12 protein-coding genes are annotated in these 12666 nt (G+C 58.3%); 2 read left to right on the top strand and 10 right to left on the bottom strand.

What is annotated here, in order from left to right; genetic code table 11:
• Positions 1–41: 41 nt before the first annotated feature.
• From GOX21_RS03435 to GOX21_RS03415, 5 genes are read right to left on the bottom strand one after another with little or no spacing between them, the layout of a single operon-like run.
• The gene (locus GOX21_RS03435; RefSeq protein WP_170375482.1) at positions 42–1214 is read right to left on the bottom strand and encodes a molybdopterin molybdotransferase MoeA; all 1173 of its coding nucleotides are present in this window, start codon (positions 1212–1214) and stop codon (positions 42–44) included.
• On the bottom strand, positions 1211–1684 hold the full coding sequence (moaC, locus tag GOX21_RS03430) for a cyclic pyranopterin monophosphate synthase MoaC (protein ID WP_170348827.1): 474 nt from the start codon (positions 1682–1684) through the stop codon (positions 1211–1213). Before moaC ends, GOX21_RS03435 begins: the two co-directional genes overlap by 4 nt.
• The gene (gene trpC / locus GOX21_RS03425; RefSeq protein WP_170375480.1) at positions 1684–2496 is read right to left on the bottom strand and encodes an indole-3-glycerol phosphate synthase TrpC; all 813 of its coding nucleotides are present in this window, start codon (positions 2494–2496) and stop codon (positions 1684–1686) included. Before trpC ends, moaC begins: the two co-directional genes overlap by 1 nt.
• Entirely contained in the window at positions 2493–3512 is a 1020-nt protein-coding gene (trpD, locus tag GOX21_RS03420) for an anthranilate phosphoribosyltransferase (protein ID WP_170375479.1), read from the bottom strand. The genes trpC and trpD overlap by 4 nt, the downstream gene beginning before the upstream one ends.
• Entirely contained in the window at positions 3509–4090 is a 582-nt protein-coding gene (locus GOX21_RS03415) for an anthranilate synthase component II (protein ID WP_170358634.1), read from the bottom strand. Before GOX21_RS03415 ends, trpD begins: the two co-directional genes overlap by 4 nt.
• Positions 4091–4285: 195 nt before the next feature.
• On the opposite strand from GOX21_RS03415, the gene GOX21_RS03410 reads away from it, so the two are divergent.
• The gene (locus GOX21_RS03410; protein ID WP_170375477.1) at positions 4286–5776 is read left to right on the top strand and encodes a divergent polysaccharide deacetylase family protein; all 1491 of its coding nucleotides are present in this window, start codon (positions 4286–4288) and stop codon (positions 5774–5776) included.
• Positions 5777–5821: 45 nt separating this feature from the next.
• On the opposite strand, the gene trpE is transcribed toward GOX21_RS03410, so the two are convergent.
• The 5 genes from trpE to fabI form a co-directional block, all read right to left on the bottom strand.
• On the bottom strand, positions 5822–7333 hold the full coding sequence (gene trpE / locus GOX21_RS03405; RefSeq protein ID WP_170375475.1) for an anthranilate synthase component I: 1512 nt from the start codon (positions 7331–7333) through the stop codon (positions 5822–5824).
• A 12-nt stretch (positions 7334–7345) separates the two neighbouring features.
• Complete coding sequence (locus tag GOX21_RS03400; protein ID WP_170375473.1) at positions 7346–9187, bottom strand: peptidyl-prolyl cis-trans isomerase; 1842 nt, start codon at positions 9185–9187, stop codon at positions 7346–7348.
• A gap of 80 nt (positions 9188–9267) precedes the next feature.
• On the bottom strand, positions 9268–10443 hold the full coding sequence (locus GOX21_RS03395) for an aminotransferase (protein WP_170348821.1): 1176 nt from the start codon (positions 10441–10443) through the stop codon (positions 9268–9270).
• Between the two features lie 27 nt (positions 10444–10470).
• Entirely contained in the window at positions 10471–10980 is a 510-nt protein-coding gene (gene gpt / locus GOX21_RS03390; RefSeq protein WP_170348820.1) for a xanthine phosphoribosyltransferase, read from the bottom strand.
• A 4-nt stretch (positions 10981–10984) separates the two neighbouring features.
• A complete protein-coding gene (fabI, locus tag GOX21_RS03385) occupies positions 10985–11791 on the bottom strand; it encodes an enoyl-ACP reductase FabI (RefSeq protein ID WP_170348819.1) in 807 nt (268 codons plus the stop codon).
• 135 nt (positions 11792–11926) lie between these two features.
• Between fabI and pdxH the strand changes: the two genes are divergently transcribed.
• The gene (gene pdxH, locus GOX21_RS03380; RefSeq protein WP_170375470.1) at positions 11927–12532 is read left to right on the top strand and encodes a pyridoxamine 5'-phosphate oxidase; all 606 of its coding nucleotides are present in this window, start codon (positions 11927–11929) and stop codon (positions 12530–12532) included.
• Positions 12533–12666 lie beyond the last annotated feature (134 nt).

The following is a 12666-nucleotide window of genomic DNA, read 5'->3' as shown; positions in this document are numbered from 1 at the left end:
TACGCATGTTCACGTTTTGTGTCAACGGATTTGAGCGTTGCCTATATCGGCAAGTACAGAACCTCATCTCCCGCGGGGCGCGCCGGATCATTCGGCTCACGTACCAAAAGCGCATTGGCCTGCGCCAGAACGCTGAGAAGCGAACTGTCCTGATCGGCACAGGCGAGAATGCCATCCTCACCGAGGACAGCTCGCATATAATGTTCGCGTGGGCCGTTTTTGCCGATGGGCTCGGCCAGCTTGGCCCGGCGAAAAGGGGTAAGGGCTTGTTCGATGCCCAACATGCGACGCAACATGGGGATCAGGAAAAGATAACCGCAAACCATTGCACTCACGGGATTTCCCGGCAGTCCAACCATCGCTGTGTCACCCAACTGACCCGCCATCAGGGGTTTCCCGGGGCGCATGCGGATTTTGTAGAACGACCGCTCCATCCCCAATTTCTGAGAAACGTCTCCGACCAGATCGTATTCTCCGACCGAGGCACCCCCGATTGTCACGACTAGATCGGCGCCACTTGCCAGCCCAAACGCCGTTTCTAAGGACGCGACAGTGTCGCGCGCGATCGGTAGAACTCGCACATGTGCGCCGGCATCCTCTAGCATGGCTTTCAGGCCAAAAGTGTTCGAAGCGATGATTTGATCCGGGCCTGGGTTCTCACCCGGCATAACCAGTTCATCTCCGGTTGAAATCAATGCGACCACGGGTTTGCGTCTGACCGGCACTGTTGCAATATTCATTGCTGCCAACAGCGCGACGTCTTCAGGGCGCAAAAGGCGCGGAGCGCTAATCTTGGTGCCGACGGTAAAGTCGACACCTGCAGGTCGGATATTTGCTTTCGGTCCGGGATCGTCGGTGATTGTAAGCAAATCCCCGCGCCGTTCCGTATCTTCTTGAATAACCACGAAATCAGCACCTTCCGGCACCGGAGCGCCGGTAAAGATACGAACGGCCTGACCGGGGCCTACGGTGCCTTCAAAACGACGCCCGGCAGCGGATTCGCCAACTACTTTGAACATGGCGTGTTGTTCGACTTCGGTCGATTTCAGCGCATAACCGTCCATGGAAGAGGCTGCAAATGGCGGTTGATCGCGCGTGGCGCTGAGGTCTTCCGCCAGCACACGGCCAGCAGATTCGGCAAGGGGAACTGTTTCGGGGTTTAGCGGGGAAACAAGATCAAACAGTAGTGACCGGGCTTCTTCGACCGTAATCATCTCGCCTCGTAACGGCCTGATTTACCGCCATCTTTCAGCAGGACCCGGATACCGCCGATCTCCATCGCCTTATCGACTGCCTTGGTCATGTCATACACAGTCAGCGCCGCGGTTGAGACCGCAGTCAACGCCTCCATCTCAACCCCGGTCTGGCCTGCGGTCTTGACGGTGGCTTCAATCTGTACGCCCGGCAAATCAGGGTTCAGAGTCAACTCAACCGCAACCTTTGTGACTGGCAAGGGGTGGCATAGCGGGATTAGGTCGGGTGTTTTCTTCGCTCCCATGATGCCTGCCAGCCGCGCAATACCCAATACGTCGCCCTTCTTGGCGCGTCCTTCTGAAATTAAATCAAAGGTTTCCTTTGCCATCTTGATGTGGCCAGCCGCCACCGCGACGCGGTCAGTAACAGCCTTGTCCGAGACGTCGACCATATGGGCCTGTCCCTGTGCATCGAAATGGGTCAGAGGCATCACATCACTCCGGGGATCAGCGGGTTTGCCAGCAATTGCCGGGTGGCGGCGGTGACATCATCCTGACGCATCAGGCTTTCCCCAATCAGGAAACACCGCGCGCCATAACGGGCGATATCGGCCAGATCTTCGGGCGTACTCAGCCCGCTTTCACAGACAATAGTCCGACCTCCCGGAACCAGTTTCGACAGACGGCGCGTGGTATCAAGTGTGGTCTCGAAGGTCTTGAGATTACGGTTGTTTATCCCGATCAATGGGCTTTTCAGTTGGGTCGCACGTTCCAGTTCAGCCTCGTCGTGAACTTCGATAAGAACGTCCATCCCCCAGTCAAAGGCCGTTTGTTCCAGCTCGGCCGCCTGACCATCTTCGACCGAGGCCATGATGATTAGAATGCAATCGGCACCCAAAGCGCGCGCTTCGACCACCTGATAAGGGTCGTACATGAAATCCTTACGCAGGGCTGGCAGCGACGTTGCTGCGCGTGCCTCGGTTAAGTATTCCTTGGCGCCTTGGAAGCTAGGCGTGTCGGTCAGTACAGACAGACAGGCTGCACCGCCTTCTTCATACGCCTGGGCCAAGGCAGGCGGGTCGAAATCGGCGCGGATCAACCCCTTAGAGGGGCTGGCCTTTTTGACCTCGGCGATCAGGCCATACCCCTTGCGGGTCGCTTTCCGCAAGCTTTCGGCAAAGCCGCGCACTTCGGATGCGAAACGTGCCTCACTTTCCAGTGTTTCCAAGGACTTCTCAGCCTTGTCTGCAGCTATTTCTTCCAGCTTATAGGCTTTGATCTTGTCCAGTACCGTCTCGGTCATGCGGCCTCCTGAGTCATGCGGGCCAGTACCGCGATTTTTTCTTTGGCTTTTCCGCTGTCGATGCTTTCGACGGCTTTTTCGACACCATCCCGCAAATCTGTTGCGGCGTCTGCAACCACCAGCGCGGCAGCAGAGTTCAACAGAACCGCATCGCGATAGGCCGAGGGCTGCCCGTCCAGCAGCGCGCGGAAGGCGACAGCATTTTCTTCGGGTGTTCCGCCGATGATATCCTCGAACGGATGAACCGGTAGGCCCGCGTCTTCGGGGTGAAGTTCCACCTCCTTAACGCCACCATCCTCTAGTGCGGCGACCCAACTGATGCCAGTGATGGTCAGCTCATCGGTCCCATCTGATCCGTGTACCAGCCAGGCACGGTCAGACCCCAGCAGACCAAGCGTTTCGGCCATTGGGCGTATCAGGTCGCGGCTGAAGGCTCCGGTCAATTGGCGTTTGACGCCCGCAGGGTTCGTCAAAGGGCCGAGAATGTTGAAGATCGTCCGGGTCCCAAGCTCTTGCCGCGAGGGCATGACATGCGCAATGGCTGGGTGATGCATCGGGGCCATCATAAAGCCGATACCGACCTCTTTCAAAGCATTCTCAACAGTTTCCGGGCCAACCATGACGTTGATCCCCAACTGACCCAAGGCATCCGCTGCCCCGGATTTTGAGCTGAGGTTGCGGTTGCCATGCTTGGCCACGGTGACACCAGCACCAGCGACAACAAATGCCGTGGCGGTTGAGATATTGAGCGTGCCTTTGCCGTCGCCTCCGGTTCCGACGATATCCATTGCACCGTCGGGCGCGGTGACGGCATTGCACTTGGCGCGCATCACGGCGGCGGCCGCGGCGTATTCCTCGACCGTTTCGCCACGGGTGCGCATGGCCATCAGCAGGCCACCGATCTGGCTGGGCGTGGCTTCACCGTCAAACAAGATACCAAAGGCCTGTTCGGCTTCGGCACGGGTCAGAGGCCGATCGGCGGCGGCTCCGATCAGCGGTTTCAGAGCGTCGCTCATGCGGGAACTTTCATCTCAGACAGGAAATTCTTGAGCAGGGCATGACCATGCTCGGAGGCGATGGATTCCGGGTGGAACTGAACGCCGTGAATCGGCAATTCTTTGTGCTGCAGACCCATAATGGTACCGTCTTCCAGCTCTGCCGTGACCTCAAGACAGTCGGGCAGGGTGTTGGGGTCGACCACCAAAGAATGATAGCGGGTCGCCTCAAATGGCGAGGGCAGCCCGGCAAACACACCTTTTCCGGTGTGGTGCATCGTTCCCATTTTGCCATGTACGATTTCGTGGCAGCGGATGACGTCGCCCCCAAAGGCCTGTCCGATAGTCTGATGGCCAAGACAGACTCCCATCAGCGGCGTTTTCGTTTCAGCCGCTGCTTCGGTCAAGGCCAAGCAGATACCGGCCTGATCCGGATCACAGGGGCCGGGGCTGAGCAGGATGCCGGATGGGTTCATGGCCATGGCTTCCTGAACGTCCAAGGCGTCATTCCGCCGAATGACCATCTCGGCGCCAAGTTCGCCTAAATAATGTACCAGGTTGTAGGTAAACGAGTCGTAGTTGTCGATCAGCAGCAGCATTTGGGCACTTGTCTCGGCTTGGGCATTTCGGGCTGGCGATGCAGCCCCGAGCCACGGTATAATGTCGGGACATACATGCTCAGGCTTGCGCGGCAGCGTCAAGGGGACATCCCGTACTTGGCGCTGCGGTAAGCAAATGCCGCAGCAGACGGCGAACATGTGATCGATGCAGGGCCAAGACGAGAGGCAATTGTTATGGGCGGATTTGTCGGCGGAATGATCGTGGGAACGGTCGCTGTTCTTGTGCTGGGGGCGGTGCTGTCTTTGAACATGCCTTTGACCAGCAAACCGAACGTGGCGGTTTCTGCGCCTGAACCCTCTCTGGCTGAGGTCCCGGATACCGTAGTCGACGCCACTGATACCGGGGGTGACCCCGATGTGCTGGACTTGCCACCAACCACACCTGAATCTGTCGGCAAACAGACGGACACGCTGGCTGAATTGTCAGATGTCGAGGTTGAGCCCGATGCCCAGCCCAAAGTCAACCTGGACCCGGCGCAAGTCGATGCGCCCAGCGTTGCTCAATCAGCTCCTGTAATTGCAACCACTGTGGCCCCGGTCGCTCCACAGGCCCCGCCGTTGTCGCAGGTATCCCCAAATGCCGAAGCCTTGCCTGAGGTGTCGCTGGAGGTGCCTGAACCTCAGCCTGAACCGGCCGTCGAACAAGAGCCCGAGGTTGTGGAGGCCGAGCCGAAACCAGAACCCGAGGTTGCCGAGGGGGCTCAGAAATCGGACCCTGTTGTTGCCGACAGTGCAGCACAACCGGAACCCGAGGTCGCCGCAGCCGCCGATCCGGAAACCGAGGAAAACCCATTTGTCGACAGCCCAATCGCCGTAGAAGGTGATGAGGATACAGCACCGCGCAATCTGCCCCGGATCGCGTCGGTTCCGCAAATTGGCGGGGCAAGCGAAGCGACCACAGTCTCGACAGTCGGAACGCGCGTGGTTCCATTGACGGAACGTGATGATGTTATTGAGGTCAGCACGACCAACGTGGCGGCTGCCCTTCCGGGCAAGCCGATCGAGGCTTATGCGGCGGAATTCGAAAACCCCGAATCCAAGCCGTTGATGTCAATCATTCTGATCGACGATGAAGGTGCCTATGGGGCTGAAGCTCTGCATGATTTTCCTTATCCGCTGAGTTTTGCCGTCAGCCCGTCTGATCCGGACGCTGTTGAAAAGATGGCGCGTCACCGCGAAGCCGGGTTCGAAGTTCTGGCTCTTGCTGATCTACACGAAGCCGCCAGCGCGCAGGATGCCGAAGTATCGCTGGCCGTATGGCTCGACACGTTACCGGAAACGGTGGGAATTCTCGAAGGAGTGGATTCGGGCATTCAAGGCAACCGCAAGCTGGCCGACCAGGTGGCCGCGATTGCTGCCGGTACAGGGCGTGGTCTGATCACGCAGGACAATGGTCTGAACACTGTCCAAAAACTGGCTGCGCGCAACGGTATTCCATCGGGTGTGATTTTCCGCGATATCGACGGTGCGCGCCAGGACCCCAAGATCATGCGTCGTTTTCTGGACCAAGCGGCATTTCGTGCCGGGCAGGAGGGGACGGTTGTAATGCTGGGCCGTCTGCGCCCTGACACGATCTCGGCTTTGTTGCTGTGGGGGCTTGAAGATCGGGGCAGCCGTGTGGCGATGGCCCCAATCTCTGCAGTGATGATGAAAGAGGTTCAGTAACCTCGAAACAACAAAAACGGCTGGCCCTGAAAGCCCGCCGTTTTTTTATGTGTTGCCCGATCCTGTGAACCGGGACGCATCGGCAGCAGCGCGGCGAATGGCGTTTGATTTATGGACGGTTTCCATAAACTCTGCCTCGGGGTCGCTATCAAAAACAACGCCGCCACCCGCCTGAATATAAAGCTTGTGATCCTTCACGATGGCCGTTCGCAGAGCAATGCACATGTCCATGTCGCCGCCGGCACTGAAATAACCAACGCCGCCGCCATAGATACCTCGCTTTTCAGGCTCCAACTCGTCGATGATCTCCATCGCGCGCACTTTTGGCGCGCCCGAGACGGTGCCAGCAGGCATCCCGGCAAAGAACGCGTCCAAGGCGTCTTTGTCTTCGGCCAGCTCTCCGACCACGTTCGACACGATGTGCATCACATGGCTGTAGCGTTCGATGATGAACTCTTCGGTTGGCCGCACCGTTCCGATCTTGGCCACGCGGCCGGTATCGTTGCGGCCCAGGTCCAGCAACATCAAGTGTTCGGCCAGCTCTTTCTTGTCGGCCAGCAGATCGACCTCATTGGCCTTATCCTCTTCGGGGGTTGCGCCACGGGGTCGGGTACCTGCGATGGGGCGGATTGTCACTTCGTCGCCAAAGACACGCACCAGAATTTCTGGGCTGGCACCGACTACCTGAAAGCCGCCAAAGTTGAAATAGAACATGAACGGAGAGGGGTTAGTGCGCCGCAATGACCGATAGAGCGTAAAGGGCGGCAGCGGGAAATCCTGTGTCCAACGCTGAGCTGGTACCACCTGAAAGATGTCACCAGCGCGGATGTATTCCTTGGCCTTTTCAACCGCTTCCATATAGCCGGATTTGGTGAAATTCGACACCGGAGGCGCGACTTCAGAGGCGTCGCCCAGATCGCGAGTCTCGGCGGGCATGGCGCGTTCTAAATCGCGCACTGCGTCCATCACACGCTCAGCGGCTTGCGCATAGGCAGCCTTGGCGGATTGCCCCTCGGCGACCCAGGCAGGGGAGACGACCGTGACCTCTCCTTTTACACCGTCCAGAACGGCGATGACCGATGGGCGCAGCATAATCGCATCGGGTAGGCCCAGCGGGTCTGGGTTCACATCCGGCAGATACTCGACCAGACGCACCATGTCATACCCAAGATAACCGAACAGCCCTGCGGCGGCTTGAGGCAAATCGTCAGGCAGCGCAATCCGGCTTTCGGCCAACAGAGCGCGCAGATTGTCCATCGGATTGCCATCCTGAGGCAAAAACGCGTCGGCATCGAACCTGGCCGAGCGGTTCAATTCGGACGTCTCACCCCGGCAGCGCCAGATCAAGTCCGGTTTCATCCCGATGATTGAATAGCGGCCACGCACCTCGCCTCCGGTCACGGATTCCAGCATAAAGGCGTCTTTCTGCGCGCCCGTCAGCTTGAGCATCAGGGACACAGGCGTATCCAGATCGGCTGCCAAACGGGTGTAAACGACCTGATTTTCGCCAGCCTCATAGGCGCGGGCGAAGCTGTCAAACTCGGGGGTCAGGGCCATGTTCGGTCTCTTTTAATAGCTCGACTGCACGGCGTTCAGCGCGCGTTGGTCAATCACGGGACGGGCGCGGGTCTGCGCGTCGCGCACATAAGCGTCAAAGATGTTCTGGGCCAGCGCCTGATTTAACTGTGCTTCCAGCGCGGTCTGTACCTGGCGCAGTTCATCAGTTTCGGCGGGCGGTAGCAATTCTTCAAGACGCACGACAAACGCCGTGCCATCGCCAGGAATGACGCGCAGCTCACCAGGTTCCATCTCGAACACCTGACCCATGAAATCTGCCGGCACATCCTCAAGAAAAGCGGTGCGGGTCAGCGCATTTTCAACCCGGAACGGCAAACCGGTGGCGGTGAAATCGCCGTCAGCATTCAGTTGCTCCAGAACGGAATTTGCATTTTCAGCCAACGCCTTGCCGGTTTCCACCTGCGTCCATGCGGCGGCCACACGATCACGTGCGCTTTCCAGAGGCTCGGGGCGTTGGGGCAGCACCTCGTTCAAACGCAAAGCAAAGATCGAACCGTCTTCGAGGAACGCAACCTCGGGGAAATCGCCTTCGTTTACGGCTTCGGCAGCGGCGCGGAAACCGTCATAGGCGGCGACGCCTTCACCGCTTTCGCGGGTCCAGTCGATCTGGCCCAATTCCATTTCGGTCTCGCCGGTCAGTTCTTCCAGCGTTGCACCACCAGCGAGCAGATCGTCAATGTCTTCGGCCTGTGCTTCGATTTGACGACGCGCGCGGTCGGCGGCCAGTTCTTCGCGCAGGGCAGGGGCGGCATCTTCGAACGGCGTGTTGTTTTCGGCCAGCGATCCGTTGATGCGGAACAGCGCGGGGCCGAAGGTCGAGGGCAGCGGGCCAACAACCGCGTCCAGATCGGCGGCAAAGACGGCATCAGCAGCTTCGCCCAGATCTTCGCGGGTGACGTCGCCAAGGTCGATATCGCTCAACTCTAGCTGGCGATCTCGCACGAGGTTTTCGAACGTGGTGCCACCGACCTCAAGCTGCGCAATCGCATGCTGTGCGTCTTCTTCGTTCGGATAAGTCAGACGTTCGACCAGACGTCGCTCGGGCTGATAGAATTCCGAGGCACGCTGATCATAGAGGCGACGCACCGCATCCTCATCAATCTCGACACTGTCCAACAGCATGTCGGGCGACAGAATCGCATAAGTCAGTTGCTTGGTACTGGGCAGGGTGAACTGATCCTGATTCTCATCATAGTAAGTCTGGATCTGCTCATCCGTGGGTGCAGGAACAGGCGATGTCAGGGCGTCGGGCCCGACCGTCGCAACGGTAAAACTGCGGCGTGCGCCGACATAGTCCGTCAGCACTTGCGTCAGAAGCGAAGGCATCTCAACCCCGCTGATCACCGCGTTTTGCACGATGGTGCGCGAGGACTCCTTGCGCAGATCCGATTCGAATTCGGTATCCGTCATGCCAGCCTGTTCCAGCTGGAACTGATAGGCCTCACGGTCAAACGTGCCGTTGACGCCCTGAAAGGCCGGGATGGCGACGATTTCTTCTTGCAGGTTCTCATCCCCGATCGAAATGCCCAGCTCACCGACTTCGTTGTCCAGCGCGGCCAAAGCGGTCAGGCGCGACAGGGCCAACTGATCCAGACCGAACTCATGCGCCTGAGACATTTGCAAGGGCTGGCCGGTCTGGCTTTCGACCGCGCGGATTTCGCGCTGCAATTCGCGAACGTATTGGTTGATCGAAACTTCTTCGTTCCCAACTTGCGCGACGGTGCGCACGGTGCCGGTCAGGCTTGTTGCGCCAAAGCCCGCAAGGCCCAGCATCAATAGGCCCATGAGAATCCAGACAAAGGTCTTCGATAGGTTTTTCATGCCTGCGGCCATGGTGCCCTCTTAATCTTGTGGCAAGGAACTGCCCTGTCGGTTGCGGCCCTGAATACGACGCGCACCGCCGGGGGGCAAGCTCAGAAGGACAGGGCTTGCAACCGTTCGAACAATTGCTGAATACCGGCGCGGTCGAGATTAGCGAATGCAATGCGCATCTGGCGTTTTCCGGCGGGATCATCTGGCGGCATAAACATCGTTCCGGGCAGCAGAAGGATGCCGGCCTCCGCCACCAGACGGCGGGCCAGTTCGTCCGAGGGGATATCGAACGGATGTTCGAAATAGGCGAAATAGGCGCCCAAGCCTAACAGACGCCAACCCTTGTTAGTCAGGTTTGGCAACTGCTCTTGGATAGCCGCGCGGCGATCGAGGATTTCGTCACGCTCTCCGGCGACCCATTGCGACAGGTTCCGCATGCCCCAAAGGGCCGCGAATTGGCCGATCTGACCGGGGCAGATCGCCACCGTATCAAGGAATTTTTCTACCTCGGATAGCAGGTCAGCACCGGTTGCAATGGCACCAACCCGGTGGCCGGTCAGGCGATAGGCTTTGGAAAAGGAATAGAGGTGAACCAGCGTCTCGTCCCAGCCGGGCTGCGCGAACAGGTCATGCGGCGGGCCGCTGCGGCTGTCGAAATCGCGATAGGTCTCATCGACCAGCAAGCGCAGACCGTTTTCACGGGCCAGTTCGTAGAACGCGCGCACCAGATCGGCCGGGTATTCCACACCACCCGGGTTGTTCGGCGTCACCAGAGCGATGGCGCGGGTTTTGTCGGTGATCAAAGCGCGGGCGGCATCAGGATTAGGTAACAGATCATCACCGGTCTTCAGGTCAACGGCATGTACCCCGGCCATGTCCAACCACATTTTGTGATTAAAATACCATGGGGTTGGCAGGATGACCTCATCCCCTTCGTCAGTGATAGCCGAGATTGTGGCGGCAAATGCCTGATTGCAGCCCGAGGTGATTGCGACCTGATCCGGTGCGACCTCGACGTCATAGTGCTGACCAATTTGCACCGCCAGTTCGGTGCGCAGATCCGGATTGCCCAGCACGGGCCCATACAGATGGGCCCGATCCTCGGTCACCGCAAATTCGGCCATGGCCTGACGCAAGGCCAAAGGGGGCGGATCGACCGGCGCGGCCTGGCTGACATTGATCAAAGGCTGGTCGTCAGGGAAATTCGCGCCTTCCAGCCAGCGCCGCGCCTCCATCACCGGAGGGGCGAAGGTGGCGGCGGTGCGTGTCCGGGTCATGCGAGATCCTAGATGTTCAGGAAAAGATCAGTCGGTGCCGCGGTAGGGCTCGACATATTGCAGGGCCATATCCCACGGGAAGAAGATCCACGTATCCTGGCTGACTTCGGTGATGAACGTATCCACCATCGGGCGGCCTTTGGGTTTGGCATAGACAGTGGCAAAATGCGCCTTGGGGTACATCGCACGCACCAGTTCCAGTGTTTTGCCGCTGTCGACCAGATCGTCGATGATCAAAACGCCTTCACCATCACCCATCAGATCGGCATCAGGGGCTTTCAGCACCTCGGCTTCACCTTGTTCCTGATGGTGATAGGACCGCACGCTGATCGTGTCGACGGTGCGAATGTCCAGCTCACGGCTGGCGATCATGGCTGGGGCCATACCACCGCGTGTGATCGCAACAACCGCGCGCCAGGCACCGTCGTCCGGTCCTTGACCATCCAGCCGCCATGCCAGAGCACGGGAATCGCGATGGATTTGGTCCCAACTGATGTGAAAGCCTTTTTCGTGGGGCAGACGGTCCTTGGCGCTCATTGCGTTAACCCTTTTCAACGTCCGGGGCGTCGACGGCTTTCATACCGACGATGTGATACCCCGAATCTACGTGCAGATTTTCGCCCGTGACACCGCTGCTGAGATCGGACAGCAGATACAGCGCCGATTTACCGACATCGTCGATGGTCACGTTGCGGCGCAGGGGCGAATTATACTCGTTCCACTTCATGATATAGCGGAAGTCACCAATACCGCTGGCGGCCAGCGTCTTGATCGGACCGGCAGAGATCGAGTTCACCCGGATACCGTCTTTGCCCAGATCCTCGGCCAGATATTTGACCGATGCTTCCAGCGCGGCCTTGGCGACACCCATGACGTTATAGTGCGGCATAACCTGCTCGGCACCGTAATAGGTCAGAGTGATTGCACTGCCGCCTTCGGACATCATCTTTTCCGCACGCTGCATGACGGCGGTAAAAGAGTAGACCGAAACATCCATGGTCAGCTTGAAATTCGCCCGGCTGGTATCGACGTACCGACCGCGCAGCTCGTTCTTGTCGGAAAAACCAATCGCGTGAACCACGAAGTCCAGCTTGCCCCATTTCTGTTCCAATTCCGAGAACAGAGCATCAATCGAGTCCTCGTCACCCACATCACAGGGAAGAACAATTTCACTGCCCAGCTGCGCCGCCAGTGGATCGACCCGCTTTTTCAGGGCATCGCCCTGATAGGAAAAGGCCAATTCGGCCCCGGCATCGGATAAAGCGCGGGCAATGCCCCATGCGATCGATTTATCATTGGCCAGTCCCATGATGAGGCCGCGTTTGCCGGCCATCAACTGATTTGACATGTTTGGTTCTCCGCCTGTCTTCGCGATTTGTTGCGTTGGTTTATGCCATTGGATGCGCTGCATCAAGGCCGCGTACTCTTGCCCGCAGCGGGTTCTCGCCCTAGGGTGGCCAATAATAGTTTCCGGGGGATGGAAATGACCGAGCGTGACGGCATCTTCGCCGGCTCCGATCCGTTTCAAATAGCGGGGCGGTGGCTGGGTGAGGCCAAAGACAGCGAACCGAACGATCCCAATGCAATAGCGTTGGCAACCGTCGATTCTGACGGCATGCCGAACGTGCGTATGGTGCTGTTGAAAGAAATCGAATCCAGCGCTTTCGTATTTTACACCAATTACGAAAGTGCCAAGGCGGCCGAATTGGATTCGGCGGGCAAAGCAGCTTTTGTAATGCATTGGAAATCATTGAGGCGGCAAATCCGTGTTCGTGGTACAATAACCCGGGAAAGCGGGGCGCAAGCCGATGAATATTATGCGTCGCGCTCGCTAAAAAGCCGTCTTGGGGCTTGGGCTTCGAAACAGTCTCAGCCTCTTAGCAGCCGGGCTGCTTTGATGGCAGAAGTTGCAAAGGTGACCGCGAAATTGGGGCCGAACCCACCGCGACCACCGTTCTGGGGCGGGTACAGGTTAGTGCCGAGCGAGATCGAGTTTTGGGCCGATGGTGCATTCCGGTTGCACGACAGGTTTCAGTGGCGCCGGGATCAGGAAGACTCGGCATGGGATGTACAAAGGTTGAATCCATGACATTCGCGTATCGTGAAATGCAACACAAAGAAATCAAAGGATTTTTTCAGCTTGAATTTGCGAGCCAATCCCATACACATCGGACCCTTAACGAACTATTAATTTTCGCGATAGGAATGCTGTGCCGGAAGACC

Source organism: Ruegeria atlantica, from assembly GCF_013032005.1.
GTDB classification, from domain to species: domain Bacteria; phylum Pseudomonadota; class Alphaproteobacteria; order Rhodobacterales; family Rhodobacteraceae; genus Ruegeria; species Ruegeria atlantica_A.
This window is presented reverse-complemented; position numbering and strand designations above follow the sequence as displayed.

Excerpts from the sequence above, each read along its gene's own strand:
- GOX21_RS03435 (WP_170375482.1), bottom strand. The coding sequence starts at position 1,214 with ATGATTACGGTCGAAGAAGCCCGGTCACTACTGTTTGATCTTGTTTCC.
- GOX21_RS03395 (WP_170348821.1), bottom strand. The coding sequence starts at position 10,443 with ATGACCCGGACACGCACCGCCGCCACCTTCGCCCCTCCGGTGATGGAG.
- gpt (WP_170348820.1), bottom strand. The coding sequence starts at position 10,980 with ATGAGCGCCAAGGACCGTCTGCCCCACGAAAAAGGCTTTCACATCAGT.
- fabI (WP_170348819.1), bottom strand. The coding sequence starts at position 11,791 with ATGTCAAATCAGTTGATGGCCGGCAAACGCGGCCTCATCATGGGACTG.
- moaC (WP_170348827.1), bottom strand. The coding sequence starts at position 1,684 with ATGCCTCTGACCCATTTCGATGCACAGGGACAGGCCCATATGGTCGAC.
- GOX21_RS03415 (WP_170358634.1), bottom strand. The coding sequence starts at position 4,090 with ATGCTGCTGCTGATCGACAACTACGACTCGTTTACCTACAACCTGGTA.
- GOX21_RS03410 (WP_170375477.1), top strand. The coding sequence starts at position 4,286 with ATGGGCGGATTTGTCGGCGGAATGATCGTGGGAACGGTCGCTGTTCTT.
- trpC (WP_170375480.1), bottom strand. The coding sequence starts at position 2,496 with ATGACCGAGACGGTACTGGACAAGATCAAAGCCTATAAGCTGGAAGAA.
- trpD (WP_170375479.1), bottom strand. The coding sequence starts at position 3,512 with ATGAGCGACGCTCTGAAACCGCTGATCGGAGCCGCCGCCGATCGGCCT.
- pdxH (WP_170375470.1), top strand. The coding sequence starts at position 11,927 with ATGACCGAGCGTGACGGCATCTTCGCCGGCTCCGATCCGTTTCAAATA.
- GOX21_RS03400 (WP_170375473.1), bottom strand. The coding sequence starts at position 9,187 with ATGGCCGCAGGCATGAAAAACCTATCGAAGACCTTTGTCTGGATTCTC.
- trpE (WP_170375475.1), bottom strand. The coding sequence starts at position 7,333 with ATGGCCCTGACCCCCGAGTTTGACAGCTTCGCCCGCGCCTATGAGGCT.